23 protein-coding genes are annotated in these 26,916 nt (G+C 47.1%); 5 read left to right on the top strand and 18 right to left on the bottom strand.

Annotation, left to right across the window (positions count from 1 at the left end; all coding sequences use genetic code 11):
* Positions 1–126: 126 nt before the first annotated feature.
* Together D1155_RS13525 and D1155_RS13520 are read right to left on the bottom strand one after the other, a co-directional pair.
* Positions 127–852 carry a DUF308 domain-containing protein gene (locus tag D1155_RS13525; protein ID WP_160202948.1) on the bottom strand — a complete coding sequence of 242 codons (726 nt, stop codon included), beginning with the start codon at positions 850–852 and terminating at the stop codon, positions 127–129.
* 342 nt (positions 853–1,194) lie between these two features.
* On the bottom strand, positions 1,195–1,581 hold the full coding sequence (locus tag D1155_RS13520; RefSeq protein WP_160202947.1) for a universal stress protein UspA: 387 nt from the start codon (positions 1,579–1,581) through the stop codon (positions 1,195–1,197).
* Positions 1,582–2,016: 435 nt separating this feature from the next.
* Between D1155_RS13520 and D1155_RS13515 the strand changes: the two genes are divergently transcribed.
* The gene (locus tag D1155_RS13515) at positions 2,017–2,445 is read left to right on the top strand and encodes an N-acetyltransferase (RefSeq protein ID WP_160202946.1); all 429 of its coding nucleotides are present in this window, start codon (positions 2,017–2,019) and stop codon (positions 2,443–2,445) included.
* A gap of 44 nt (positions 2,446–2,489) precedes the next feature.
* Positions 2,490–3,692 carry a DNA polymerase IV gene (gene dinB / locus D1155_RS13510; RefSeq protein WP_160202945.1) on the top strand — a complete coding sequence of 401 codons (1,203 nt, stop codon included), beginning with the start codon at positions 2,490–2,492 and terminating at the stop codon, positions 3,690–3,692.
* Here the strand turns inward: dinB and D1155_RS15615 are convergent.
* From D1155_RS15615 to D1155_RS13485, 5 genes are all read right to left on the bottom strand, one after another.
* Positions 3,687–4,034, bottom strand: coding sequence for a hypothetical protein (locus D1155_RS15615; RefSeq protein ID WP_201759605.1), 348 nt, complete (start codon positions 4,032–4,034; stop codon positions 3,687–3,689). The two genes, dinB and D1155_RS15615, sit on opposite strands and share 6 nt — an antisense overlap.
* On the bottom strand, positions 4,034–4,495 hold the full coding sequence (locus D1155_RS13500; protein WP_160202944.1) for a helix-turn-helix transcriptional regulator: 462 nt from the start codon (positions 4,493–4,495) through the stop codon (positions 4,034–4,036). The genes D1155_RS15615 and D1155_RS13500 overlap by 1 nt, the downstream gene beginning before the upstream one ends.
* 222 nt (positions 4,496–4,717) lie before the next feature.
* Positions 4,718–6,127, bottom strand: a complete 1,410-nt coding sequence (locus D1155_RS13495) for an FAD-binding oxidoreductase (RefSeq protein WP_160202943.1) — start codon at positions 6,125–6,127, stop codon at positions 4,718–4,720.
* Between the two features lie 6 nt (positions 6,128–6,133).
* Complete coding sequence (locus D1155_RS13490) at positions 6,134–7,135, bottom strand: electron transfer flavoprotein subunit alpha/FixB family protein (protein ID WP_160202950.1); 1,002 nt, start codon at positions 7,133–7,135, stop codon at positions 6,134–6,136.
* Between the two features lies 1 nt (position 7,136).
* Entirely contained in the window at positions 7,137–7,934 is a 798-nt protein-coding gene (locus tag D1155_RS13485) for an electron transfer flavoprotein subunit beta/FixA family protein (RefSeq protein ID WP_160202942.1), read from the bottom strand.
* Positions 7,935–8,678: 744 nt separating this feature from the next.
* On the opposite strand from D1155_RS13485, the gene D1155_RS13480 reads away from it, so the two are divergent.
* A complete protein-coding gene (locus D1155_RS13480; protein ID WP_160202941.1) occupies positions 8,679–9,404 on the top strand; it encodes a FadR/GntR family transcriptional regulator in 726 nt (241 codons plus the stop codon).
* 167 nt (positions 9,405–9,571) lie between these two features.
* Here D1155_RS13480 and D1155_RS13475 read toward each other — a convergent pair whose 3' ends face one another.
* Complete coding sequence (locus D1155_RS13475; protein ID WP_207709533.1) at positions 9,572–9,784, bottom strand: hypothetical protein; 213 nt, start codon at positions 9,782–9,784, stop codon at positions 9,572–9,574.
* Positions 9,785–10,037: 253 nt separating this feature from the next.
* On the opposite strand from D1155_RS13475, the gene D1155_RS13470 reads away from it, so the two are divergent.
* The gene (locus D1155_RS13470) at positions 10,038–11,201 is read left to right on the top strand and encodes an IS110 family transposase (protein WP_160202939.1); all 1,164 of its coding nucleotides are present in this window, start codon (positions 10,038–10,040) and stop codon (positions 11,199–11,201) included.
* Between the two features lie 95 nt (positions 11,202–11,296).
* Here the strand turns inward: D1155_RS13470 and D1155_RS13465 are convergent, their stop codons facing one another.
* From D1155_RS13465 to D1155_RS13435, 7 genes are all read right to left on the bottom strand, one after another.
* Positions 11,297–12,355: a lactate racemase domain-containing protein gene (locus tag D1155_RS13465; RefSeq protein ID WP_160202938.1), complete on the bottom strand. Its 1,059-nt coding sequence runs from the start codon at positions 12,353–12,355 to the stop codon at positions 11,297–11,299.
* Between the two features lie 12 nt (positions 12,356–12,367).
* On the bottom strand, positions 12,368–13,252 hold the full coding sequence (locus D1155_RS13460; RefSeq protein WP_160202937.1) for an acetamidase/formamidase family protein: 885 nt from the start codon (positions 13,250–13,252) through the stop codon (positions 12,368–12,370).
* Between the two features lie 25 nt (positions 13,253–13,277).
* Complete coding sequence (locus tag D1155_RS13455) at positions 13,278–14,564, bottom strand: nucleoside recognition domain-containing protein (protein ID WP_160202936.1); 1,287 nt, start codon at positions 14,562–14,564, stop codon at positions 13,278–13,280.
* A gap of 113 nt (positions 14,565–14,677) precedes the next feature.
* A complete protein-coding gene (locus D1155_RS13450; RefSeq protein ID WP_160202935.1) occupies positions 14,678–15,841 on the bottom strand; it encodes a pyridoxal phosphate-dependent aminotransferase in 1,164 nt (387 codons plus the stop codon).
* A gap of 274 nt (positions 15,842–16,115) precedes the next feature.
* Positions 16,116–17,393 carry a Sapep family Mn(2+)-dependent dipeptidase gene (locus D1155_RS13445; protein ID WP_160202934.1) on the bottom strand — a complete coding sequence of 426 codons (1,278 nt, stop codon included), beginning with the start codon at positions 17,391–17,393 and terminating at the stop codon, positions 16,116–16,118.
* Positions 17,394–17,404: 11 nt separating this feature from the next.
* Entirely contained in the window at positions 17,405–18,496 is a 1,092-nt protein-coding gene (locus D1155_RS13440) for a DUF917 domain-containing protein (protein WP_160202933.1), read from the bottom strand.
* Between the two features lie 22 nt (positions 18,497–18,518).
* Positions 18,519–19,799 carry a cytosine permease gene (locus D1155_RS13435; protein ID WP_160202932.1) on the bottom strand — a complete coding sequence of 427 codons (1,281 nt, stop codon included), beginning with the start codon at positions 19,797–19,799 and terminating at the stop codon, positions 18,519–18,521.
* Positions 19,800–19,984: 185 nt separating this feature from the next.
* Here D1155_RS13435 and D1155_RS13430 point away from each other — a divergent pair, with 185 nt between their 5' ends.
* Positions 19,985–21,562, top strand: a complete 1,578-nt coding sequence (locus D1155_RS13430; RefSeq protein ID WP_160202931.1) for a PucR family transcriptional regulator — start codon at positions 19,985–19,987, stop codon at positions 21,560–21,562.
* A 180-nt stretch (positions 21,563–21,742) separates the two neighbouring features.
* On the opposite strand, the gene D1155_RS13425 is transcribed toward D1155_RS13430, so the two are convergent.
* Genes D1155_RS13425 through D1155_RS13415 form a run of 3 tightly spaced genes read right to left on the bottom strand, consistent with a single transcriptional unit; the run spans position 21,743 to position 26,913 of the window.
* The gene (locus D1155_RS13425) at positions 21,743–22,348 is read right to left on the bottom strand and encodes a flavodoxin domain-containing protein (protein ID WP_160202930.1); all 606 of its coding nucleotides are present in this window, start codon (positions 22,346–22,348) and stop codon (positions 21,743–21,745) included.
* Positions 22,349–22,399: 51 nt separating this feature from the next.
* Positions 22,400–23,362, bottom strand: coding sequence for a 6-phosphofructokinase (gene pfkA, locus D1155_RS13420; protein WP_160202929.1), 963 nt, complete (start codon positions 23,360–23,362; stop codon positions 22,400–22,402).
* On the bottom strand, positions 23,359–26,913 hold the full coding sequence (locus tag D1155_RS13415) for a DNA polymerase III subunit alpha (RefSeq protein WP_160202928.1): 3,555 nt from the start codon (positions 26,911–26,913) through the stop codon (positions 23,359–23,361). The genes pfkA and D1155_RS13415 overlap by 4 nt, the downstream gene beginning before the upstream one ends.
* Positions 26,914–26,916: the final 3 nt, after the last annotated feature.

The following is a 26,916-nucleotide window of genomic DNA, read 5'->3' as shown; positions in this document are numbered from 1 at the left end:
ATTCGTTCTCTCGGGAAAGCCTCGCGTTTGACCTACCTGCGATTCAAGCCGCGTTGACACTTGCTTTCATCGGGTTAGGTCATAAAAAACAGGATTTCTCATCTTTCGAGAAACCCCGTCTGCATACTACAGTGTTTTATCATCCTCTGGTATATTAGTCTCCCCAATCGGCTCACTGATTATCTCATGAAATTCTTTCGCTTCTTCTGCTTCTTTCACGGCATTACGCGCTTTTCTGGCTTTTTTAATCGCCTTTTTCATTTCTCTCTTGGCTTCCTTTGCCGCTTCCTCCGCCTCTGCAATCTTCTCATCCTTAGTCTTGATCAGATCCGGCTTGCTGTATACAATGTCAAAGCCAATTTTAATCACATTAGCGCCCTGCACCACAAAACAAATGCCCAAAATCATCAGCACGGATAAATGCAGCATAGACGAATTGAAAAATGCGTAGATACCAATCGCCAAATTCAAAAGGCTCACACTAAACGCCCAGTAAAAATCAATGTTCTTCTCTCTGGTATCAGTCTCAAAGGCAAGCACGGAAAAGCCTCTGATTCCCGAAATCATGCTCCACATTCCGAATACAACGGGTACTGCGATATCTGCTGCCAGCCGTCCGGTCAAAACTACAATACCTAAAATAAATGTGGTAAGACCGTCGATAAGCACCCAATGCCCTGCATCTACATCGTTTCTAATTCTCTTATATACAAAACATTCCACAAGTCCAACAAACATCAGGATAATTCCAATGGGAAATGCAAGTGACAGAAATGATAATCCGGCATTTGCAACAGAAAATACCCCTAGAAAAGTAAGCAGAATGCCTGCGATTACAGTAATAATTCTCAACTAAGAAGACCTCCTTGTCCAACTCTATACTCTAGACATTATACTGGCTGCCGGAAATAAAGTCAAGAAACAGCTCAGCACAAACCATAGCAGACAAGCAGCGATAAGCAGTCTGCGGTATGGCAACGTTGACAAATTTCCGATTTTCGTCGATTCTGTCAACAAAATCAAGATTTTCGCCCTCAAAAAACGTCTATTTTTACTTTCAACATTGACAAATTGGACAGATTTCTAGAAAAATGTCCAGTTTGTCACAGTTTTTCACCGAAAACGTTGACAAAATTAACAGAATCACGTTTTTTGTCAACGTTGTCAATGTGGAGCCCATCTTCACCCCTCTGCTTACATCCTCGCCGCGGGCACAACTTCTAGGGACACCTCTCTTCCCAGGCGTGCCGCAAGTTTCTCAAGAAAACTGCCTTCTCGCTGTCCCTCTGGCGCCTCTCCTACAATCACTCGATCGGCGTAGTTCTTTTCTGCTAGCTTTGCTAATGTACCGATCGCGTCCTGTGACCGTTCAACAGTCAGCTGCGCGCCTGCATCCTTCGCTTTCTCATAGAGAAATTCCAGCGCCTCGCCTTCCTGGCTGTTGTTTAGAAAGTTTTCGTTTTCCGGCGCAATATGAATTACGAATATCTGCTCATCCCCCGCACGCTGCAGCGACTTTCCATAGTCGATAAGCCGCTGACAGGTTTTCTGTTTGGTGACGCAAACCATAATATTTCCCATAAAGTCCTCCAATAAAATCTATTATCTACAGTATAGCATATCTCCCTTGGATAATTGTGATTGTTATTTGAAGGAAATATAAAACCGAAAAAGAATATCGCCTTGCTTTTCCTTTATTGCTATGTTAGAGTAATAAGAAGTTAATAAAAAGGGAGGTGGCTTGATGTCGTTTATTCGCTAATTGAAGGGCAATAAAATATTTGTTCTCATCTAACGGTTATGATGAGTTTTTTGTTGTACTTGTTTTGCGGATAAATCATTCAGGCTGACTTTCTGTTATAGGCAGTTTTTATTTGGGTGCCTATATAGTTTCCTATGTGTTTTTATAGGCGCAAAACAAGCGGCGGATAACTCAGAATAACGAGTTGTCCCTTTTTATTGTCCTTTTTCAATGTAACAATTCCAAATGAAATACAGAAAAAGGAGTAAATAAACATGATAAGGAAATTTGAAAGCAAAGACGCAAGCCGCGTGATGGAAATCTGGCTCAATTCCAATATAGATGCCCACTGGTTTGTGCCGGAGACTTACTGGCGGTCTCAATACCCGAACGTGGAGAAGCAGCTTTTGGAAGCAGACGTTTATGTATACGAGCAGAATCAGGAAATACAAGGATTTGTCGGCATGATGGACGATTATATCGCCGGAATCTTTGTCGACAAAAAATATCGCTCTAAGCGGATTGGAAAGTGCCTTTTGGATTTCGTCAAGGAACTCCATCCTGCCCTCTCCCTGCACGTTTACCAAAAGAATCAGCGCGCAGTGAACTTCTATTTGCGGGAGGGTCTGACTATTGCAGCAAAAGGAATGGATGAAGACACAAAAGAGGCAGACTGTGAAATGACATGGCAGAAAAATTTTTAGATTTAACTCTGTCTGTAACCTGTCAAGTATGGTAAAATAAAAATATGGAAAGAGTTATTTTACATTGCGATATGAATAATTTTTATGCTTCAGTAGAGCTTCTGTCAAGACCCGACCTGAAAAACATGCCCGTTGCTGTCTGCGGCGACCCTGAAGGCAGACACGGTATTGTCCTCGCCAAAAATCAGCTGGCAAAGTCAGCAGGCGTTGTTACCGCAGAAACCGTCTGGCAGGCAAAGAAAAAATGCCCGGGTCTTCAATTTGTGCGGCCTCACCACGATAAATACAAGGAATACAGCGACCGCATCAATAAAATTTATCTGGAGTATACCGATATGGTGGAGCCTTTCAGCATCGATGAATCCTGGCTTGATGTCACAGCCAGCCAGAAACTCTTTGGCAGTGGCAGACAGATCGCCGACACCATTCGTCACCGTATCAAATCGGAGCTGGGTCTGACCCTGTCAGTGGGTGTTTCCTACAACAAAATCTTTGCAAAAATGGGCAGCGAATACAGGAAACCCGATGCTACTACGGAGTTAACCCGGCAGAACTATCCCGCGCTCCTCTTTGGAAAACCGGTCGGCGAACTGTTCTTTGTCGGCTTTGCCACAGCAGAGAAGCTAAAGACCATTAACATCCGCACCATCGGTGATCTGGCTGCGGCAGATCCCAGGGCATTGGAACGCCTTCTGGGGAAGCAGGGACCGCTGCTGCACAGCTATGCTAACGGTCTTGACGACAGCCCGGTCTGCCTTTACAACCAGCGGGAAAAAATCAAATCCGTGGGCAACGGCATCACCTTTGCGCGCAATCTGACAGGTATCGAAGACATCACCACAGCGCTGACCAGCCTTTCCGACACGGTGGCAAGCCGGCTGCGTAAATATCAGATGAAATGTTTCGGCGTCAAAATTGATATCAAAGATCCTGCCTTTAAAACGATTTCCCGTCAGAAGCAGCTGCCTCAGCCGACCAATCTTGCCGCGGATTTAAAAAAAGCCGCCCTGGAGCTTCTTGGCTCCTCCTGGCGACTTTCCGATCCCATTCGGCTTCTGACCCTGACCGCCATCAATCTCACTGACGAAACGGCAGAGGAACAGCTTTCTCTTTTCGATGCGCCGGCAGAAACCCGTCAAAAAGGTGAATCCATCGAGCGGACTATGGACGATATCCGAAAAAAATTCGGAAACAGTTCCATCACCTTCGGTCAAATTCTTGACAACGACATCGGCATCGACTTATGATTCTATAAACTGTACGCTTTCAATGGCATCAATACGCAGGAGGTACTCCTCCTGCTTTTTATTGTTCAGCCTAATTTTAACCCAATCCTCATCGGCGTCTAAAAGGACGCAGTCCTTTTTCTCCACCGCATACCCATAGTCCGCCGCCTCATCAGAAAGCTCCAGCTTGATATGCTTTCCGATATTCTTTGCAAGAATCTCCCGCAGGGATTCTTTTTCCGAATCGACATAACCTTCCTCTTTCAAAATTCCTTCCAGTTTTCTGACCCGCTTTGAAAGGGCGGAAACATTAAACCAGGCAAGGAGCCCAAAGATAAAGCCTAAAACACCAAAATATTCCATCACTTGTCCTCCCTTTCAAATTTAATCGAAGAGATGGAAGCAATCTGAATCAGCTTCGTCTCTGTTTTCTTTCCATTCTGATATTCAATATATGCCCAGCTTCCGTCAAAGTCTAAAATCCTGCACGTCTTATTATTGATATCAAAATCTATGTCTTCGTCTGTAAACGTGATTTTTACAGGTTTCCCTGCCGCTTCCCGAAGAAGTCTGGTCACCACAGGTTTCCTCGCAGTTTTTCTGCTGTCATGCCCGGCATCTGCCTCCATATGATCATGTAAAAGGTAGTCGCAGCTTACACCCAGAATGTCAGAAAGCATCACAATTTTTTCCATTTCAGGATAGGCCGTCTGCAGCTCCCATCTGGATACCGTCTGTCTCGTCACATTCATCAGTTCCGCCAGCTGCTCCTGGGTCAAATTCTTTTCTTTTCGCGCCTGCGCAATCTTACTTCCAATTTCCATCGCACGCCTCCTTGTTTTTATGGATTTATCTTACCGCAAATCCGGAAGCTGCGCAAGTGGCGTACCGGTTTCAAAATGTAACATTTGGGTTGCGTTTGCTGAATTGCTTTGGAATAGAAGCACTACACCTATTATCCGGCGCACATAAACAGAACCGGAATCACCTGCTTTACAGTGTTCCGGTCCTTTCCCCGCATTTGTGTATTTCTGTCGTTTATGCCCTTATGCTTCCGCAGCAAACAGCGCCCCCGGGTTCATGATTCCCTTCGGATCGAAGACATCTTTGATGCCTTTCATCAGTGCCAGTTCCGCTGCCGGCTTCTGCGCTTTCAACTCTTCCACACGGATTTTTCCGATGCCGTGCTCGCCGGTCACCGTGCCGCCATAGCTGTAGCAGATGTCATACATCTTGTGTTTCAACTCCTCCGCATAGTCTGGAATAGATCCGTCCGGCAGATACAGAATGTCGTTATGCACGTTGCCATCGGCAATGTGGGCGATAACATTAGTTCCTGTATGGTATTCAGCCACCAGTTCTTTCAGCCGCAGAATGAAATCGGATACGTGAGATACAGGCACCGCCATGTCGAAAGAATCGCAGATTTCATCCTTGATCAGCTCATAGTGCTGGCTTCTAACAAGCAGCAGTTCCTCCTGCTCCTTGTCCTTGCCCGCAAAGAGACACGGGAGCGCTTTGTTCGCCTTACAAATCTCATTAATTGCCTTTACAGCATCGTACAGCTGCTGTTCCGTCCGCTCCGACAGGATAATCAGAAGGTCAGCGCTGCCGTCCTTTGCCTGCCACGTAAGACCCAGCATCTTTGCTGTGTCCACAAAGAGACGCTTATCCATATATTCTACGGCCAGAGGCGTGTAGCCGCTCTTTAAAATGTCCGTTACCGCATGGCAGGCATCCTGAATTTTCTCAAAAGGCGCTACGATGGTAGCAGTCGCCTTATCCTTTGGAAAAATCTTCAAAATCACCTTCGTTACAATAGCCAGAGTGCCTTCGCTTCCCAAAAGCAGCTGGGTCAGGTTATAGCCGGCATTGTTTTTAATCAGTTTGCCGCCCAGCTCCAGGATCTCTCCATTTGGAAGCACCGCGGTAACACCCAGAATGTGTTTGCGCATAACGCCGTGACGCACAGCTCTGGCTCCGCCGGCGTTGGTCACAGCCATGCCGCCCATCTGGGCTCCCTCGTCTCCCGGATGGACCGGAAAACTGAGACCATCATGATGTTCCAGCTCTTCCAGCAGATCCATCAAGGTAACGCCGGCTTCCAGCACGGCAACCATATTTTCCTCGTCGATTTCCAAAATATGGTTCATCCTCTCTGTAGAGATGATGATGCTGCCGACTACCGGCGTGCACCCTCCGGCAAGGCCTGTAGCGCCGCCCCGCACTACCACAGGCACGGTCATAGCATCTGCAATCTTCACCACAGCCGCAACCTCTTCTGTATTTGCCGGTTTGACCACCACCGAGTCTGCCGCTGCAGCCGGCCGATAAGTAATCTCCACTTCGTCGTACAGGAAAGCCTTCGTCCGCTCCCTTCCGGTAATGACAAAATCCTCACCTACTGCCTGAACCAGACATTCTGTCACTTCTTTTGTGATTGGATTATATTTCATACTGCATCACCTGTCCTTTCTGTCAGCTTTGGCTGCAAATGCCTCCGTCAGCTTCGGCACGATTTCATAGAGATCCCCCACAAAACCGTAATCGGAAATATTGAAAATCGGTGCGGACGGGTCATTATTGACTGCGATAATCAGATCCGCGTCCTTCATGCCGGCAATATGCTGAGGCGCACCGGAAATACCGCAGGCGATGTACACCTTTGGTTTTACTCTGTTTCCGCTGTAGCCAACCTGAATGCTGCTGGCCGCCATGCCTGCATCTACCAGCGCCCGGGATACGCCAAGCTTGCCGCCCAGCACATCTGCCAGTTCCTGCAGCAGCTGCAAATCCTCTTCCTTTCGGATGCCGCGGCCGCCTGCCACGACCACCTCTGCGTCAGTGATATCCACATCGCAGGTAGAAATAATCTCTTCGATTTTCACTCCTTTATGCTCTTTCACATATGGCTGTATCTTTTCGATGCGGATCTCTGCTCCTCCGCAAAGCGTCGCCTCCTGAAACTCCTTATATCTGACCGTAGCCATCTGCGGCCTGTTCATCGTCTTGATGTGAGCCAGAATGTTGTCGCTGAATGCCGGTCTAATCTGTTCCAGCGCTCCGTCATCAGCGATTTTCAGTTCTGTACAGTCTGCGGTAAGACCAGTTTCCAAAGCCGCTGCCATTCTCGGCGCCAGAGATCTTCCCAGATGGGTCGCTCCGATCAAAATCGTGGCCGGTCGGCGCTCCCTGATAAAGCTGACGATGTTCTCCGCAAAGAGTCTTTCCTCCGGCTGTGCGAAGCACGCATCTTCCATCACGTAGACCTGCTCTGCCCCTTTGAGACATAGCTCGGAGGCATCGGTTTCGCAGCCTGTCAGCAGCAGGCAGGAAAGACTTTCCCCTGCAGCCTCTGCCAGCTGGCGTCCTTTGTATAACAGTTCAAAGGCAACTCTGTGAATATGGTCGCCTTCCATTTCTGCGATAATCAGTATGCCCTTGTATTCGTTTTCACATATCATCTTATCCAACTCTGACACCCCCTTCCGTCAGTTCCTTCTTCAGCAAATCGATGAAATCCGGAAGCTTTTCTCTGAATACCCGGCTTTCTCTCTCCTCGGTCTTCGGCACTTCAATGCAGGCAACCTTAGTTGGGGAACCCGCAAATCCTGTGTCCTCTTTCGACAGAGACGGAAGATCAGAAAGACCGATTTTACGTATATCTGCGGTGAGGGATTCCAGCTTCCTGTCCACCGTCGGCAGCTGGAGCTTTCCGATGTTTTTCGTCACACCGATTAAAGCCGGCAGGTACATGGTACGAATCTGACGACTGCCGCACAGATTTTCTATGGACACTCGCACAGTCTTTTCATCAGTCAGTTCAATAGAATCCACATAATAGGCATGGGGAATACCGAGAAGTTCCGCAGTCTCAGCGCCTACCTGGGCTGTATCGCCATCTACTGATTTTTCACCGCACAAAATGAGATCATAATCTCCTGCAGCGACAGCTGCAGACAGGGCCTTGGAAGTGGCAATGGTATCTGAACCGCCAAAAGCTCTGTCAGTAAGAAGAATGCCCTCATCGGCGCCTCTTGCATAAGCATCCTGCAGTGTCTTTTCTGCACGCAGCGGCCCCATCGTCATGGCTGTCACATGAGCGCCGTACTTTCTTTTCAGCTCCAGAGCCGCCTGCAGAGCGCTCTCATCAAAGGGATTGATTTCCGCCGGCGCAGAGGATCTATCCACTACGCCTCGCTCGCTGTCAAACCTGACCTTCTCCATGTCAGGTACTTCCTTTATCAAAACGAGAATATTCATGTATCTCTCTCCTCATTTGGTCTTTTCACAGCAGCCGACCGGGCCTTTTCGCTTTTCTTCTGCACGCCTCACGGTCAGCGCTGCTTTTCATAGATTTATTTTCATATTTTTCAAAGTGGTCTTACCACTTGTATTGTACAATAATTCTGTGTTCTTTGCAATACTTTTTTCACAGTAAAACAACGAAATATGCGGACACCTTTGCCAGCGAAAAAGTGAGATAAGCCCCCAATCTTCTTGCTGCACCATTTTCTTCAAAAATGGACTAAATGGTGCACTTTTTTAAAGGTTATAAGCAATATCTGCACCATATACGTTAAAATAAGGTGTCATGGTGCAGATTCTATTGTACAAGGTTTAAAATAAATGGCTTTATTGGAATAAACTAGATAATCCTGGCAGACTCTGCTTCCAGTTTATGTAAGAATTTTCCATAATCATAGGGACTTACGATAATTCTTCTGTATTTTCAGCGCTTACGCGCACCATTCCCCTTATTTTCAGGGCATTTGGTGCAGAATTCAGATTTGCATCAGAGTAAAGCGCACCATAACATCATTTTTTTCTCAAAATGGTGCATCTCCAACCTTCATGGGCTTCGTTTCGCGTTTTGCATCTTCTTGCATTTGCCGTATTTATGTACTTTTCTTTCATTGCTTTTTCCTGCTGTTTCCGCTACAATAGAAGAAATGAGCATTACAGTTGTGAGCCTCGCTCCCGCAGCTTCATAAGGAGGAAACTTCCATGGCAGAATACATAAATGAAAAAACAAGCGAAAACAAAAAGCTTTCAGATCAGGTCATCCGCCACATTCAGCAGATGATTTTGGACGGGGAGCTTTCCGAAGGCGACAAACTTCCGCCGGAACGGGAAATGACAGAACGGTTCAGCATTGGACGCCCTGCCCTTCGGGAGGCGCTGAAGTCCCTGGAAATGCTTGGTCTGGTGGAACGACAGCACGGAAGAGGCAACTTCATCGTCAACAATATCCAGTCCAGCTATTTTGAGCCTCTGTCTCTTTCCTTCATACTAAGCCACGGCACCCAGCAGGAGCTTTACGAGATGCGCAGCTGCCTGGAACTTTTTGCCGTCCGCAAAGCAGCTGATACTGCTTCTCCTACGGACATCCTTGCACTTCGCAGCAATCTGAAACAGATGATGGCAGCAGAAGACGCTTCATCAAAGGCAGTCTTTGACCGTGGCTTTCATCTGGAAATCGTGCGTATCGCAGGCAATACCCTGCTCTACAATACTATGGAAAACCTGTCCTATCTCATGGATCGTTTCATCGAGCGCAGCGTCCGTCTTTCTTACTTTGAAGGAGACTCCATCGAGAACATCTACAAAGAGCACGAGGCTATTATCAGCGCTATCGAGCATCGCAGCGCTCAGACTGCCGAGGATGCCATGAAGAAGCATTTGGGCAAGATCAACGTACCTATGATTAACGATGCAATCAGCGCAAAATAGGCTTAGAAGACACTTCCTGCAGAACATATCAGTATATCGACAAACAAAAACCATCCGCAGCTTTCTTTTGAAAGATACGAATGGTTTTTTATGACAGTTTTTTATGATATTCCTGCATTACATAAAGTGATGCAAAAGCATCTGCATCAGCCTTTCATCTGTCAAATTCAATCCATTTTTTTATAGAAATCCTTCGAATTGTCCAATATATGCGCTTCCGCGTTAGGATAAACAACCACCTTTTTCGGCGCTCCATCGTCGATACGAGAAAGAATCTCGTCCCAGGTTTTTACATATACTGCCCCTGAGCGTTCATCGATGTACCACGCGTCTCTTGCGCCCTTTATGGTATGGCTTGCAAACACGATAGCCTGCTCCATATTCTTCTTGTATGATGTATTTAGTCCAAATACATCAATACGCTCCTTTCTTCTCAATTTTGATATAATCGTTAGTAACACTGTGGACTTTTTATCTTTCTTTTATAGCTTCGACTATTTGAAGGAGTGTATTGCCACAGTTTTATCTGAATCATTTATAGTTGGATAAGCCTTTGAGTTTTCATTTCACGCAAGTCTATGATGATAAAACTATGTGGACAGACACAGTGATTATTCATTTAGGAGGTTTCTTATGATTTATGTTGGAATCGACATCGCCAAACGAACACATTATGCTTGCGTCATGCACTCTGACGGTGAAATCCTTGCAGATCCATTTCCTTTTACGAATGATCGTGCCGGATTTCAACTACTGCTTAACTGCATCGGCTCCTATCCCAAAGAACAACTTCTTATTGGAATGGAGTCTACTGCCCATTATGCAGAAAACCTGACTTCTTTTCTCTTTAGCAGAGATTTTCAGGTCTGTATCATCAATCCTATCCAGACCGCTTCTTTACGTAAGTCTAACATTCGTAAAACAAAAACCGACTCCGTAGATACCTTTCTCATCATCAAAGCATTGTCTCTACATAATTACCGCTGTTTTTCAAAGCGTGATTATGATTCTTTGCAATTAAAAAACCTTTGCCGCTTTCGCCAGAAACTGATGAAAGCAAGAACAAAGGTTAAAATTCAGCTCGTATCCTATGTGGACCTTATCTTTCCCGAACTCCAGTTTTTCTTTAAGTCTGGAATCCATACAAAGTCCTGTTATGCGCTCCTGAAAACCGAGTCTAATCCCGACAGGATTGCAAAAATGCATCTCACGCGGTTATCAAACCTGCTGAAAAAGACCTCTATGGGCCACTACACTAAAAATCATGCTATCGCATTGAAAGAGCTTGCATCGCAATCCGTCGGTATTAATGATGATACACTATCTTTGCAGATTTTGCAATCCATTGAACAAATTGAAATGTATTCGCAGCAAATTTCCAGGGTAGAAGCTTCTATCAATGAAATCATGGATAACATGGACTCTGTAATTAAGACTATTCCGGGTATCGGCAACCTCAACGGTGCCATGATTATTGGTGAAATCGGTGATATCTCCAGATTTGAAAAGCCATGCCAGCTCCTGGCTTACGCCGGTTTAGATCCTTCAGTTTACCAGTCCGGTAAATTTACCGCTGCGAAAACCAGAATGTCTAAACGCGGCTCAAAGCTATTGCGCTATGCACTAATCAATGCAGCATGGCAGCTTACGCTCCACAATGAAACATTCAAAGCCTATTACGACTTGAAAGTCTCACAGGGGCGGCGCCACTACAATGCCCTTGGTCATGTTGCACACAAGCTGGTGAGAGTGATCCATAAAATGATGACAGATAATCTTGTCTTTGATTTAGATTAGTTCCTGCTTATCAACTATATTAAATTTTCAAAGCACCTCATTCGATGCTTTATTTGTTATGCACTGCTTTAGCCAAAACTTTTTAAAAATTTTTTTCAATTTACTATTGACTTTTCATAGTTGGTCTCCTTTGGGTAACATCCGGACCACATCATCCCGCCCGGCTCAGAGTGTCCCCAGCTGTCGTAAAGAAAGTGCACACACTGGCCGAAAGGCGTATTTGCAGCCAGAATATAGGTGCCCCCATCCTTTAAGGATGCTTTGGTTTCCGGGGTATAGGCACAATTTGCTTCGGCAGGTTTAAAATGATTGTTGGCAATCACCACATCGCAGTCCGGGACAAAGGCAGCCCGATAGTGCTTTGCCGCATAGACATTGGCTTCCTTGAATTCCTCTTCAAAATCCCCTGCAAAAAGCTCGCAGATCTCCGCCTTTCCATTGAGTACCACGTCGATTTTAAAATCCAGGCCCATCATTCTTGCCGCCTCTTCGGCGTCCGAACGCATTTTTGTCTTTGGATTTCCCATGTTAAACTCATTCAGCGTAGTAAAACTGTGGTTCGCCGTAATGGTGCGCATGGATGCGACTCCCGGCAAAATACACTTTGCGCCTCCGCTGAATCCAAAAAAGCTGTGCGCCATGGTCGTTCCAATGGCGACTTTATATTCCGCGGCCATCACATCTGCATTGATTTCTACCGGTACGTTGTTGCTTGTATTGCCGATAAAGATATGATTGAAAAACACATTGTGATTGTAAATTTCAAAATCGCTGACCAGTTCCTCACCCAGTTTCTTTACAAAATGTTCTCGGTACATGACGCCGTGAGTGCCCAGTGCCGCTACAAACCATATGTTTTCTTTGGGCACGCCTGCCTGCAGCAATTCCCTGATGACCGCCTTTGCAGGCGCTTCACAGGGCGTGGGTCTTGTAATATCATCTATGATAATCACCGCGCTTTTCTTTCCTTTTGCACCTTCGCAAATCGGCACCGTCCCGATGGAGGCATGAATTTTATCCGCAATTTCCTCCTCCGAAAGTTTTGGCGTCCGATACCCTGCAAATTCCGAAATATGCACTTCCCAGTTTTCTGGAAAGTCAATGGAAATGGGCTTATCGCCATACATGTTATTGGCAGGTAAATGATACTGCATAATCCTTTCCTCCTATAATCTGATATTCATCGCCTTTGGAATACCGACTCTGACAGCTGTAGGAATATCCGATGAGCTGCAGTAGGACGCATTGATTTCCGCATCTCCCTGCATGGAAAGATACATAAAAATGTCCGTTTTATCCCAGTCTGTCACTCTCTGCAGGTGCCTGCGCATTTCCCTGCATGCCTCTGTCAGCGCCTCATAATAGTTATTGCCGCAGGCATTGACATACCATTTTTCGTCGGTTTCAAGAAGCGGCCACTCTAAGTGGGTATTTTTAATGACATCTACTTTTACCGTTGTCGTGCCTGCCGATTCAACGGCTGCTCCGCAAATTTCTCCGTCTCCCATGGCTGCGTGAAGATCTCCAATCTGCAGAAGCGCGCCTTCCGTAAAGACCGGCAGATAGATGGTACTGCCCGGTTTTACCTGCTTGCAGTCCATGTTGCCGCCATGTTTTCCCGTACAAAAGCATGGAATTTCTCCATCCGCAGGGGTTGTCCCGATGGTGCCGACCATAGGATTTAATGGAAAAGACACGCCTTTAAAATAGGCGTTGCCGCGGTCTGCCTTCACGAAGGCTGTCCGTTCCTCTATCTCATCGCAAAGGGGTCCAAAATCCGGACAGGTGACGATGACGCCCTGAGGCTCCAAGGCGATATCCAGAATTTTTACGGCAAGAACATCTCCCGGCATTGCGCCCTCTACATACAGCGGTCCCGCCGTAGGGTTTGACTCTTCCAGGGGAATTTCTGAACCCATCTGCTTCTCGCTGACAAGGACATTGCTGAAAGCGTCCATAGAGTGAAATGCTACGATTTCACCCGGCTTACATGTGCCCGCCGGTTTATGGTCCGGTGAAAAAGTCAGTGTCGACTGTTCTATCAATTTCATATATCCGTCTCCTTCTATCATGCTGCTAAAATACAATATTTGCCGCCAGTACAATCAGCGGAATTGCGATAACGGTTCTCTCCAGGAAAATAATGAACAGATTACCGACATTGAGTCCAACCTTGGACTGAATTGCCAGAATTCCAACTTCAGTCATAAATATAATCTGTACCAGAGAAAGGGTTCCGATAATCCATCTGGTTGCAATCGACTGAATGTTGATGCCTAAAACTGCCGGAATAAACATATCCGCAAAACCGGCCAGCGCTGCCGGCGCTGCCGCAAAGGCTTCTTCTACACCCAGTACGTCAAATAACAGTCCAAACGGATAAGAAATCCAGCCTAAAATCGGCGTGTACTCTACCAAAATCAAGGTAAGCGTACCCCATGCAAAGATAACAGGCAAAGTACCAATCAGAACACCAAAGAGCATTTCCGTGCCGGATTTAAAAATCGTGCGAATTTCAAAACGCTCCGCTTGCTGTGAAGCAATCTTTCTTGCCCAAAGGCGGGACTTTACACCCTCCGGTACCAGTTCCATGGACTGCGGCGTGACGCCCGACGCGTATTCATTAGGAATTCTGGTAAGGGGCGGAATTCTCGGCGTAATAATCGCCAGCACAACACCTACTAAGCAAACCACTAAATAGCACTGCAGGAAGTACTGTGTAATATCTAAGGTTTCCGCGACAACCAGACAAAACGGCACATTTACTGCGGAAAAAGCCGTAATGATGACTGCCGATTCTCTCTTCGTGTACTGTCCCTTATTGTAAAGGCTTCTGGTCAGAACCACTGCCATGTTAGCCGCGCCAAGCCAGGAAGTCACGATATTGATGGCAGATTTTCCCGGCAGTTTAAACAGCGGCCTCGTTACTTTCCGCAGAAATACGCCTACATATTCCATGAGTCCGAACTCCGTCAGAAACGGCATAAAATACGTGATGGCGAGAATAATGCCTACCAGTGGATTTGCGATTCCCAGAATCGTCTGACCGGTGGCATCGGAAATAACGGCTTCCGGTCCTACATGAAAATAGCACATCACGATAAACACTGCAGCCACAATGCTGCTGATATAGTACAGCGGCGTAGTCACAAACAGACTGCTCAGTACCCTGTTTTCTACGATACATTTAGGTTTTGCGATACTTGCAACAGGCTGTAAAATCGCACATACGACCAGTAACGCCATGGTAAACCATACAATTAAATTTCCCGTTGATGCTATGATAAAATCAGAAAGCATCGCTGTCAATACGGTAAAGGATCCATTGTTTGGAATTGGCGTTAAAAATAGTAAAACGCCCAATAATGAAAATATAACAAATTTTTGATAGCTTTTTTATCAACGGTTAAATCCATATTATTCATGTTTCTTTCCTCCCTGTTGTTCCATCCATGTGTTCACGGTGCTTTTCCCGCCTACTGGAACAACGCAATCTTTTCAATACGGTCAAAGGCTTCTTTCAGGGTATCCACGTTTACGGTGCAGGCGATACGCACGTAGCCTTCTCCGCAGGCTCCAAAGGCGTTTCCCGGCAGCATCAGCACGTGGGCCTCCCTCAAAATCAGTTCCGCCGCCTGATCGCTGTTTAATCCTGTTTCCTTGATATTCATAAACAAGTAGAAGCTGCCCTTTGGTGGGTAAATCACAGAAAGCTTTGGAATCTGGTTGATTCTCTCCGCCGCATAAAACATTCTCTTTCTGTATTCCTCTATCATCGGCGGCTGGATTTCTGCTCCGTGACGCAGGGCGTGGAGCGCAGCCCTCTGTGATACTGACGGCGCTGTAAATACCACGTTTTCGTTAATCTGCTGAATCACTTTGATGATGTAATCCGGCGCGATGATGTTGCCCACTCTCCAGCCGGTCATGGTGAAATTCTTGGAGAAAGAATTGAGAATGATGGTTCTTTCTCTCATGCCCGGCATTGTCGCAAATGGCACAAACGGATTCTGATAGCTGAAGGCGGTATAGATGTCGTCTGAGATAACGACTAAATCGTATTTTACGGCAATTTCAGCGATCTTCTCCATGGTTTCCACAGTCAGGCAGTTTCCCGTCGGGTTGCTCGGCGAGTTGATGACCAGCGCTTTCGTCCGCTCTGTAATCAGGGATTCCAGACGCTCTATGTTAATCTGAAAATCCTCTTCTTCGTAGGTGGGAAGTTCCACAGGAATGCCTCTTGCCAGTTCCACCTGCTGCGGATACGGCGTAAAGAATGGGGCCTGCAGGATTACTTCATCGCCATCGTCTACGATAGCTTCCAGTGCCAGATACATGCCCAGGCATGCGGAGGCTGTTACAAAGACTTCTTCATCTGCAACATTCATATCGTACTCTTCTTTATAGTATTTGCAGATTTCCTCCCGAAGCTCCGGGTCACCTCTGAAATCCGTATATTTGGTATGACCAATCCTGGCATCTTCATAGGATTTGTCAATAATCAATCTGTCCGTAATCAGATCCGGATCTCCCAGACTGAGGTTAATACAGTCATCGAAAGATTTAGCCATTTCATCGGATTTTCCCATGGCCGTGCTCTGATCCTTCCAGTATCTTTTTGCAACAAATCTGTGCTTCATATTGCTATGCTACCTCCTGATACTTCAGTTTATGTGGTAAGACCTCTTGCATATATTAAAGCACAGGTCGACAAAAAATGCAACAAGAAAATCACCCTATTTACAAATTTCTGAAAACATTTCCTGCTGCCAGCGTGCAATCACACACACGCACTGCGCCACGCCTATCGCAAAATCCGTGCAAAGTAAAACATTGAGCCGAAGCTCAATGTTTTTACCCAGTTATTTACTTCAACCCAACATTTTATATTGGGCCTCTTTTTATTACTGTTATTTATTCTGCTGCCAGTTTTCTGATGGCGCTTTTGTAGATGTCTTTGGCCAGTCTCAGATCCTCGATGAACATATACTCGTTGGCCTGATGTTCCGTCAGCTCCCTGCCGGGAAGCATAGGTCCAAAGGCAACGATATTTTCCATAGCACGGGCATAAGTGCCGCCGCCGATTACTGTGGCGCGTCCCATATCTCCGGTATGCTCTCGATAGGCTTCCAGCAGTTTGGTTATCACCGGTCCGTCTTCTTCGAGAAAAACATATGGCTCATTATAGAGGAGTTCCATCTTTACGTCCCCATAGCCGCTGCTTGTCATATGCTTCCTGATCTGTTCCAGAATATCCTCGATGCGGAAGGTCACCGGATACCTGATATCCGCCGTAAGGCTGATAGTGTCTCCGTCTGTACGGATCATGCCGAAGTTATATGTAATCTCGCCGCTTTCTTTGTCTGCGGCATAACCGTTCAAGCTTTCTCCATGGTATTCCATTTTGATGCAGTCCCGGAAAAAGCTGCTCAGCTGACAGTCCTCCCGTGTCTGAAAACAGGTCATCAGCTTGGAAATAGCATTTTCCCCGTCCTGCGGCGTACTGCCGTGAGCTGACTTTCCTGTCTCCGTCATGGAAAGAATTTCCCCGCTCTCGCTGCGGAATCTGGCTCTGCAGATATCCGGGACCATGTTTACCGCGTTACCTCCTTCGATATCCTCAAAGCAGGTTCGTGTACGATCAAAGGTGAATCGAACATTCGCAATACCCATCTCAGCATAAATCGCCGGAAAATCCGCATCAGGCGTAAAGCCGAAATCAATCTTTTCCTCTGTCTGTTTATAGTATTCCATATCGATCCAGTCGCCTGCTTCCTCAGTCATACCGAATATAATACGAATCCGCTTATTAAACACGCATCCTTCTTCAAGCAGTTCCCTGATCGCATGAATCACCGCTGCAGCCGGTCCTTTGTCATCCGTAACGCCGCGGCCTATGAGTTTTCCGTCTTCAACAGTCAGCGCAAAGGGTTCATAGTTCCAGCCGTCGCCTGCGGGAACCACGTCCAGATGAACCAGGATTCCCATCAGTTCCTCGCCCTGACCGGTCTCAGCATATCCTATCATATTGTCACAGTTTTTTGTCCTGAATCCATAAGAACCGCAGATGTCCAGAGCGGTATCCAGAACTTTCCGTACCCCTACGCCGAAAGGGCACTCTTTTTGCTCTGTCCTTGCTGAAACACTGTTTATCTCTACCAGTTTTCGCAAATCAGCTATTATTCTGTCCATTCCATGTTCCTTTATCTTTCAAACGGCTTATACTCTACATCAAAGCCAAAGTGCTTAGGTCCAAAGCAGGCAAGTCCTTCCGGTGTCGTCCAGATTTCCGGTGACGGCAGCGCAATGACAGTCATTCTCTGACCCAGATCAAAGTTCGGCGTAGTCAGCGGATCGCCATTTTCTCCAATCATGCAGATCAGATCCGGAGCCATTACATCGATTTCTCCGTTTCTGTATGCCATAATATTCTCGTTTTTCAGCCAGATCTTATAGGTCTCACCAGTAAATTCCGCTTCGCCCTTCAGATGAATTTCTCCAAAGTTGAAACCATCTCTGGTCTCCCAAGGGAATTCCGTTACAACGCCTTTGAAGAGCAGTTTTCCGTCTTTTGCGTCGGCAATAGCTTTTGCCACATCCAGACCCTTTTCTTTTGCTTCCCGCAAAGTAACGCCTATTTCCTGAGCGTATGTAATCATATCCGGAATCAGTGCTTCTTTGATGACTCTGCCTACATTGGCATGGTCTGCAACGCCGACCATATTGTCGCTGGCTACAGCAATGGCTCTTACGATATCCTCTGCTCTCAGGTCACCCTGTACATTCTGAAGCACGATTTTCTCGCCGAACTTGGTGGCAACACCCATAGGATAAATTGGCACATCTTTTACGTAATAGGTAGAATGCTGCAATTCAGGTACGGATCTTCCTGCCGGGTCCGCATCCAGAAGAGGTACGCCCATTTCCAGAGCTGCATGAAGAGCTTCCGCTGTATTGCTGCCTCCTAATTCTGTTGATCCTACTGCATAAATTTTCTTGCCCAGAAAACCTTCCAGAGCCTGCACTGCCAGCACAGAAGACGCTTCCTCCGCAAGACTCAGATCTGCAAATTTCGGATTTTTTCCGCCGGCAGACGGCGCGCCGCAGCCATACGGCGTAACAACATATTCATCGTCAGGCAGTTCGTCCAGTTTGATCAGTTTCAAAGTTTCGCCTTTATCAAAGTGTTTTTTCATCAGGGACAGCCCCTCTTCCAGCGGTCCTCCGCCGCCGGTACCCAGTACCGCACACCCGTATAGTACATCGATCATGTCCTGTTTGTTTAACTCTCTCATTTTATTTTCCTCCGTTATAATTTTATACTGCTGTATGATCAGATCCATCTCTTGAAGTAGACGGGATCAGTCTTTCTAAGACCAGATAGGCAGCCGCGCCAACCAGAATGCCGGTAAACTCAATACCGATAAAGTATGCGATAACTGCGCTGAGCGCCCATGCGATGACACCTGCCAGATTAACGCCGTCTTTCGGCCGGAAGTTTTCCTTCTTTCCTCTTCCTACAATCCAGTAGTCGGCAATAATGACGCCGCCGACCGGACACACTACATAAGACAGCAGACTCAGTACGCCCTCGATATGTCCCAGAATGCCAAGATCGCACAGAATAATGCCGATAATACCGGAAATCAGCGTTGCCTCTCTTCTCCTGTTGTCATTGAGCTTCAGAGCCATAACGATATTGAGCCCTGCGCTGTAGGCATTGGTGGAATTAGTGGTCCACGTCGAGATAACCAGCGCCGTAATGCCGAGAAGAGGAAGCCCTACATCGATCAGCACCATGCTGACATCGTATTCCCCGGACATTTTGGTCAGCAGAATCCCCATGACCAGCGTTACAACACCCATTGGAAATACGCCGTAGAATACAGATTTTACAGTATCCTTCCTGCTCTTCTGAAATCTGGTGTAATCAGCAGCAGTGATTGTGCCTACTGCTGTAAAGTTGAAGGACAGTGCCACGCCTCCCATGAAGCTCATGGTCTGGGCAGTCGCTGTATGCAGTCCGCCGGTGCCGTAGGTCCTGAAAGCCAGGAAAGTTCCGTAGAGCATAATGATCATCAGGAGAGGAATGGATATCTTGTCCAGCTTTTCCAAAGCGCTGACACCGAATACAGCGGTCAGCAGCATGATGATGCCCCAGACCGTATTAGATACGATCACAGGAATTTCGATTCCCGTCATGGCATACATGGCATTGCTGAACGCCTCTCCGCAGACACCGTTCTGTATGCCGAACCATCCTATCATGTTCACCGCGAAAATAGTGCTGACGATAAATCTGGCTCCGGATCTTCCGAAGCCGGCTTCGCAGGCCGTGCAGGATGCCGCGCCCAAATCGCAGCCCATCATACCGGTGATTACCATTCCGATAACAACGACCAGATACCCGAGAGATCCTGAAATAATCGCAGGCCATATAGGCATTGCTTCCGCAAGCAAAGCGCCAAGCAGGAAAGCCGGTACGCAGACACAGATACCTGCCTGTACGAACGCCAGGGAAACCCAGTCCTTTCGTTCATCTTCGCCAATAGGCTTTAATGCCATGGCTTCTACTTGTTTCTGTTCTTTTTTCATCATTCTTCGTGCTTTTACACTTCCTTTCTGAATTTTTAAACATCATATCACAAAATTCTGCCCTTTTCTTTAGGCAGTTGATGAGACACCTCTCATTTCATTTGTGCATCTGCACATTTTTATTGTGATGCCATGAAAATTCTGTTATAATAAAAATCATCATGTTAGCCAATTGAGGAGGAATCGTTATGAGCATTACCCTGAAGGACTGTCTGGCTCTGCCGTCCATGAGTTTCGGCACCGTGATTGCCGGTGCATCCGGCTTAGACAGGATCGTATCATCTGTTTCTGTACTGGAATTTTTTGAACACGAAAGTTATGATCTGGATGTGTTCACTCCCAATGAACTGGTCCTGTCAGCATTTTATGATTTCAAAAACGACGTCAAAATGCAGTGTGAAGCTATCAAGGATCTGTCCAATACCGGTTCAATTGCTCTGGTCCTGTTCTATGTCGGAAAAATCTTACCCTATGTAGACAAAAAGCTGATCCAGACAGCGGATGAGCAGGGCTTTCCCCTGATCGTACTGAAAAACGACAGTTACCGGATTAAATACAGCGATATTATAACCGATGTTATGGGAGTAATCGTTCGCGATCAGGTCCTCTCAAAAGATTTTATCAGTTCAACGGAAAAAAGACTTGCCCAGATGCCTACAGAACTGAGAACCATGGAAAACCTGCTGCGTATCATGTCCAATCACTATAAATGCAATCTGCTTCTCAGCAGCAGCTCTCAGGTCTACTTCCAGGCATCCTACCGTCCATCCTATCTCCTGAACGACCCCGATTATTTCTGTAATCTCTTTCGCGACTCATCCTCAGGATATGCTTCAAAAGATGTGGAACAGGATGGCGCAGAATTTCATATTTACAAAATGGACTTTTCAAATGGCAAAGATACCAGAATGACTCTGTATGCCTCCTGCCACAACACCGTACTGAACGAAAAAATCATCAGCGATATGTGCGCCTGCACCGGTTTTTTCTCCTCTGTCTGGGGATATTCTATAGACCTTCAGTCGCCGCACGCTCTGCTGTCTTTAATCTTTAAAACCGAGGAAGCTGCGGCAAAAAAATACCTTCGGAATTCCAATATCAGCTTCGAGCGCATTTCCAATCTGATTATCATTTCCTCGGGAAATGGATCCATGGAACCGCTGCAGGGCGAGATCTGTCGTCTTTTTAAAGAATATCACAAATTCTATCTTGCAGATCAGATTGACAATCATCTGGTGATTCTGTCCTCTTTCATTCTCTCCGATAGCCTGGACTACGCTCTATACGACGACCTTCACTGTTTTGTAGAAAAATATGATGAGAAAGCCACCTTTTTTATGGACAGGGGAAACAAGGATATGGCTTCACTGAAGCAAACCTACCGGGATTATCTGAAAACCGAGCCGGCTCTGCAGAAAATCTTCCTGAACCGGAGAAACTGGGATAATCACGACATCATGCTTTCTCAGGAGGTTATGTCCCTCTCTAAAACCAGCAACAAACGGACAGAATATCTTTTCAGTATCATAGATTCCCTGAGTCATGATCGCGACGACCTTCTGAAAACTCTGGCCATCTATATGATCGACTGCGATTCAAAACTGAATGCCGCTGCGCAGATGCTGTACCTTCACAGAAACACTGTAACCTACCGTCTGAATAAAGCACGGCAGCTTACCAACACCAGTTTTAACCTGATGCCTGCAGCCTATGACTTCTATACCGCACTGGCCATCTGGAGATATCATAACGTGGAAACTACGTAAAAAATGCAAAGGAAAAAGTCGGCTGCGCCAATTCTATTCAGATGCAGACTTTCCTGATATTCCGGAAATATCAAAAATCGATATTTCCTACATAGTAAAACGAGCCCCTCATGGCTGAGACAGCTCGTTTTACAATCTTCTGTATCGTATGTTATATAGTGCGTTATATACTGCGCTGTTTTACTTTCCGGCCTCCAGCACCCACTGAATCAGAGGCGCTGCAGCCGCCCGGTCGGTATAGTCCGCTCCTTCTTCCATGGCGGTCAGAAGATTCCTTTCGGATTCTGTAATCTGAGAAGCCGGTTTTCCTCCAATCATCTTCTTCACCATGCCCATCATCATCTTATCGCCGCCGCTGACTTTCGCAGGGTCGTAAGCGCCGCTAAGGAAAAAGCACGGCAGCTGGCTGAAGCTCTCCTCTTCATCGGATAGTTTTCGCTTTGCGCCTGCCTGCCGCAAAATCATTTTAAAAGAGGATTCCTGCTTGAAGAAATTCAGTTCCCGCAGTTCCGCTCTGGCATTTTCGTCCTCTACATTGAGCCCGACAGCATATACGGCAATCTTCTTTTGGCAGAGTTTCGGATACCATTTCCGCAGACGGTCCATTCCCAGAATCCGTCCTGCGTGTACCGCTCCGCCGAAGACAATCACATCATAATCTTCAAGCAGCTTCTCACTGCATTGATCCGCGGCAAATAACGCGCCGCCGGTCTCCTCGCAGATCCACTGCCCGTACTGCTTCGTTGTTCCGTATTTTCCTGCATAAACGACTGCGACTTTTCCCATGTTAAAACTCCGTTTCTGTTTGCGTTTCTGTTTGCGTTCTTAGCTTCACTCTTATTTGCTCAATATCCCGATCAGGTCGTACATTTCTCTGTCGATTTCCCGCTTCTGTGCCAGAGCCTGCTGCAAATCGTAAGCAACGATTTCGCCGTTTACCGTACCGATTGCCTTGCTGTCAGAATCCTCCTGCAGAAGTTCCACCGCCTTCGCGCCGGTCAGAGTCGCCAGCATCCGGTCGCGCAAAGTAGGCGTGCCGCCCCGCTGCAGGTAAGAAAGGACTACAGGCCTTGTCTCTCTGCCGGTTCTCTCCTCGATGGTCTTTGTCAGCGCCGCAGTAGAAATTTCTACGCCCTCGGCCTTAATAATGATGCTGTGCTGCTTTCCGCGGTTTGCCCCGATGAGAATTTTCCGGCACAGCTCGTTTACATCGGTTTCAATCTCAGGAATTAAAACCGCCTCCGCGCCGCCGGCAAGTCCTGCATAAAGGGCGATATCTCCGCAGTGTCTTCCCATCACTTCGATGACCGTGGTCCGCTCATGGGACGATGAAGTATCTCGCACTTTAGAAATCGCATCCAGCACGGTGCTTACCGCCGTATCAAAACCAATAGTAAAATCTGTATAGCCTAAATCGTTATCGATGGTGCCCGGCAGTCCCATGACCTTAATTCCACGCCTGTCGAGGTCACAGCCGCCCCGCAGCGAACCGTCGCCGCCGATGACGACCAGGCCTTCTATTCCAAAAGTTTCCAGTACGCTTACTCCATGGGTCTGTCCTTCCTCTGTGCGGAATCGCTCACTTCTGGCAGTCTTTAAAATCGTGCCTCCGCGGTGGAGAATGTCACCTACAGAATTTCTATCAAGTTGACATATTTCTCCATCTAAAAGTCCTTCATAACCACGCTTTATTCCATATACTTCCATCCCCGCCTCTATACCACAGCGCACCACTGCGCGGATAGCAGCGTTCATACCCGGAGAATCTCCGCCGCTGGTTAAAACACCGATTCGCTTCATGCTCTCACTCTCCCTTTTATGTTCGGTCTTCCGACCATTTCTGCCACCGTATCAAACAGCGCAATAGACGGATAAACACCGCCGCCAGCGCCGGTTCTCACGATTTTTCCATTTTGCAGATAAATCAGCACCGGCGTGTTTCCAGGATATTCCTTAAAAATCTCCTGCAGTCTCCCAAGGATTTCCTGCTCATCTGCCTCCTGCGGAATCCGTACCTTGACAGTTTCCGCGCCTGTCCCGGCACCCTGGGTTCTGCCACCTTGCGCGTTTCTGCCTCCTTCCGGCGCCGCCTGTTCATTCTGCAGATGCTGTTCTACCTCATGAATGCCTACTACAGAGTCCGCCAGTACCTTTGGCATCTCATCTTCTTTAAAATTCAGTTTTCCCTTTACAACAACTACATTGTCCTCTAAAATTGCACTACTGCAGCGTTCATAGACGTTTGGAAATACTACAATCTCCACTTCCCCGTAAAGGTCTTCCAGATTGACAAAAGCCATCATCTTGTTGTTCTTTGTAATCTGATTCTTCTTTCCCGCAATCATGCCTGCAAGGGTTACAGTCATGCCGTCCTGTATCCTGCTGTCATGGTGTTCCTCTTCGGAAACTGCTGCCAAATCTTCACTGGTGACATCGGCGTATTTCTCGATTTTTTCCGCATATTCGCTCAGCGGATGGTCGGTAATATATACGCCCAGCATTTCCTTTTCCATAGCTAGTAAAATGTCTTTGCTGAAATTGTTCACATCGGGCAGTGTCCCCGATGTATCACCGCTGTTCATCTCCTCACTGCTGATCTGAAACAGTGACATCTGTCCGGCAATGTTTTTCTTTGCACTGTTCTGGGCAGATTCCACCAGACCTTCATAGACAGCAAGATGAGCCGCGCGGTTTACGTCCAGACAGTCAAGAGCGCCTGCCTTAATCAGACTTTCTACAGCCTTCTTGTTGACTTCACTGATTTCCACGTTATTGATAAACTGAAAAATATCCTTCGGCTTTCCCTTTTCTTCTCTCGCTTTGATAATAGCGTCAATGGCGCCTTCGCCCACATTCTTCACGCCCAAAAGTCCGAAGCGGATTTTTCCGTCCACTACAGAAAACTTCTTTTGACTGTCATGAATGGACGGCGGCAGCACTTCGATGCCCATCTCCTTGCAGTTTCGAATATACTTTGCGATGGATTTGGCGTCTCCCATGACGCTGGTCATCAGCGCCGCCATAAATTCCACCGGATAGTATTTCTTCAAATAGCCTGTCTCATAGGCGACTACCGCATATACAGCGGCGTGAGATTTGTTAAAAGCATACTGAGCAAAGGATTCCATATCGGCAAAGATGGACTCCGCCGCCGCTTCGCTGATTCCGTTTCGGATGCAGCCCGGAATTTCCACATTGCCTGCTTCGTCCAGCTTTCCATGGATGAAATATTCCTTCTCCTGCAGCATGACGTCTTTTTTCTTTTTACTCATAGCGCGGCGCACGATGTCAGAACGTCCAAAACTGTAACCGGCAAGGTCCCGCACGATCTGCATAACCTGCTCCTGATAAACAAGACATCCGTAGGATACGTCCAGAATCGGTGCCAGTTCCGGCGTCACATATTTAATTTTTTCCGGATTCTTCTTATACTCAATGTATTTCGGAATGGAATCCATAGGACCCGGTCTGTACAAGGCAATTCCCGCTACGACATCTTCAAAGCAGGAAGGTTTCAGGTTTTTCATAAACTGAGTCATGCCGCCGCTTTCCAGCTGAAAAACACCCAGCGTATTGCCGCCGGCAATCATATCGTAAACGGCTTTATCATCGTAGCCCATCCTGGCAAAGTCGATAGTTACGCCGTAGTTTTTCTCAATGAGTTCTAAGGCGTCGCGAATGACCGTCAGGTTCCGAAGTCCCAGAAAGTCCATCTTGAGAAGTCCCAGTTCCTCAATGGTCGTCATATTGAACTGGGTAGCGATCCCTTTATCTGACATGTAAAGCGGCACGTATTCGTCCAGAGGCAGTTTTGAAATTACCACTCCCGCCGCATGGGTTGAAGCATGGCGCGGCATGCCCTCAATGGCACGGGACATGTCGATAACCTTGGCAACTCTTGCGTCGCTTTCATACATGTTTTTCAGCTCCGGATTCATGTCAAGGGCTTTATCGATGGTCATTTTCAGGTCAAAAGGAATGGCTTTCGCGATTCTGTCTGCCTCGGCATAGCTGAGATTCAGCGCCCTGCCCACATCTCTGACCGCAGCTTTTGCTTTCATGGTTCCAAAAGTGATGATCTGCGAAACGTTTTCTTTTCCATATTTTTTGATTACATAATCAATAACTTCTCCGCGGCGTTCGATGCAGAAGTCGATATCGATATCGGGCATGCTGACACGCTCTGGGTTCAGAAAACGCTCGAAAATCAAGCTGTAACGAATCGGGTCGAGGTCGGTAATTCTAAGGGTGTATGCCACCAGGCTTCCGGCGGCGGAACCTCTTCCCGGTCCTACCATAATGCCGTTTGTCTTAGCAAAATTGATAAAATCCCAGACGATAAGGAAGTACTCTACATAGCCCATATTTTCAATGACGGAAAGCTCATAATCAAGGCGGCTTGCAATCTCCGGTGTCACGTCATCGTAACGCTCCGCAAGTCCTTTCTGACAAAGCTCCCGCAGATACTGCTGGTTGGTCTTGCCCGCAGGCGGAATAAACTCCGGCAGATGATAGTCGCCAAAGACGAATTCCACATCGCATTCCATGGCGATTTTATGGGTATTTTCAATGGCTTCCGGGGCGTAAGCGAAGATTTTCCGCATCTCATCCTCGCTCTTTAAGTAAAACTGGTCATTGGGGAAGCGCATGCGCTTTTCGTCGTCGATGGTAGTGGCCGTCTGAATGGCAAGGAGCACATCGTGGGCCTCGGCATCCTCCTGCTTCACGTAGTGAACGTCGTTGGTGGCAACCAGCGGAATATCCAGTTCCCTGGATAGTTTCACAAGCTGCGGATTAATCATGGCTTCTTCATCCAGGCCCTGATCCTGCAGTTCCAGATAAAAATTGCCGTGGCCGAAAATCTCGTCCATTGCCAGCGCCTCTGCCTTGGCGCCCTCGTAGTCCCGGTTTAAAAGACAGCTCTGCACCTTACCGGCCAGGCAGGCGGACAGCGCGATGATGCCGCCGCTGTGGGCGCGCAGCACATCTTTATCGATTCTCGGTTTATAGTAATAGCCTTCTGTGAAGCCTTTAGATACAATTTTAATCAGGTTCTTATAGCCATCGTTGGTCTTTGCAAGGAGCACCAGATGACCCTGATATTTATCCTTATCTGCATCTTTATCGTGCATAGTCCTTGCCGCCGTATAAACCTCGCAGCCGACGACCGGTTTGATCCCCTGCTTCTTACATTCTTTGTAAAAATCTATGACACCGAACATGACGCCGTGATCAGTGATGGCAAGAGAATCCATGCCCAGTTCCTTTGCCCGCGCCACCACATCGGTAATGCGTGCCGCACCGTCCAGCAGGCTGTATTCTGTATGAACATGTAAATGTGTAAATGCCATGTG

The sequence above is a fragment of the Anaerotruncus sp. 80 genome, from assembly GCF_009936115.1.
GTDB classification, from domain to species: Bacteria; Bacillota; Clostridia; order Peptostreptococcales; family Anaerovoracaceae; genus Senimuribacter; species Senimuribacter intestinalis.
Note: the sequence above shows the minus strand (reverse complement) of the source record. Positions and strands in the feature narration are given on the sequence as shown.

Bases quoted from the DNA above. Each gene is read 5' to 3' on its own strand.
- D1155_RS13520 (WP_160202947.1), bottom strand. From the start codon at position 1,581: ATGGGAAATATTATGGTTTGCGTCACCAAACAGAAAACCTGTCAGCGG.
- D1155_RS13515 (WP_160202946.1), top strand. From the start codon at position 2,017: ATGATAAGGAAATTTGAAAGCAAAGACGCAAGCCGCGTGATGGAAATC.
- dinB (WP_160202945.1), top strand. From the start codon at position 2,490: ATGGAAAGAGTTATTTTACATTGCGATATGAATAATTTTTATGCTTCA.
- D1155_RS15615 (WP_201759605.1), bottom strand. From the start codon at position 4,034: ATGGAATATTTTGGTGTTTTAGGCTTTATCTTTGGGCTCCTTGCCTGG.
- D1155_RS13500 (WP_160202944.1), bottom strand. From the start codon at position 4,495: ATGGAAATTGGAAGTAAGATTGCGCAGGCGCGAAAAGAAAAGAATTTG.
- D1155_RS13495 (WP_160202943.1), bottom strand. From the start codon at position 6,127: ATGAAATATAATCCAATCACAAAAGAAGTGACAGAATGTCTGGTTCAG.
- D1155_RS13490 (WP_160202950.1), bottom strand. From the start codon at position 7,135: ATGATATGTGAAAACGAATACAAGGGCATACTGATTATCGCAGAAATG.
- D1155_RS13485 (WP_160202942.1), bottom strand. From the start codon at position 7,934: ATGAATATTCTCGTTTTGATAAAGGAAGTACCTGACATGGAGAAGGTC.
- D1155_RS13480 (WP_160202941.1), top strand. From the start codon at position 8,679: ATGGCAGAATACATAAATGAAAAAACAAGCGAAAACAAAAAGCTTTCA.
- D1155_RS13475 (WP_207709533.1), bottom strand. From the start codon at position 9,784: ATGGAGCAGGCTATCGTGTTTGCAAGCCATACCATAAAGGGCGCAAGA.
- D1155_RS13470 (WP_160202939.1), top strand. From the start codon at position 10,038: ATGATTTATGTTGGAATCGACATCGCCAAACGAACACATTATGCTTGC.
- D1155_RS13465 (WP_160202938.1), bottom strand. From the start codon at position 12,355: ATGCAGTATCATTTACCTGCCAATAACATGTATGGCGATAAGCCCATT.
- D1155_RS13460 (WP_160202937.1), bottom strand. From the start codon at position 13,252: ATGAAATTGATAGAACAGTCGACACTGACTTTTTCACCGGACCATAAA.
- D1155_RS13450 (WP_160202935.1), bottom strand. From the start codon at position 15,841: ATGAAGCACAGATTTGTTGCAAAAAGATACTGGAAGGATCAGAGCACG.
- D1155_RS13445 (WP_160202934.1), bottom strand. From the start codon at position 17,393: ATGGACAGAATAATAGCTGATTTGCGAAAACTGGTAGAGATAAACAGT.
- D1155_RS13440 (WP_160202933.1), bottom strand. From the start codon at position 18,496: ATGAGAGAGTTAAACAAACAGGACATGATCGATGTACTATACGGGTGT.
- D1155_RS13435 (WP_160202932.1), bottom strand. From the start codon at position 19,799: ATGATGAAAAAAGAACAGAAACAAGTAGAAGCCATGGCATTAAAGCCT.
- D1155_RS13430 (WP_160202931.1), top strand. From the start codon at position 19,985: ATGAGCATTACCCTGAAGGACTGTCTGGCTCTGCCGTCCATGAGTTTC.
- D1155_RS13425 (WP_160202930.1), bottom strand. From the start codon at position 22,348: ATGGGAAAAGTCGCAGTCGTTTATGCAGGAAAATACGGAACAACGAAG.
- pfkA (WP_160202929.1), bottom strand. From the start codon at position 23,362: ATGAAGCGAATCGGTGTTTTAACCAGCGGCGGAGATTCTCCGGGTATG.
- D1155_RS13415 (WP_160202928.1), bottom strand. From the start codon at position 26,913: ATGGCATTTACACATTTACATGTTCATACAGAATACAGCCTGCTGGAC.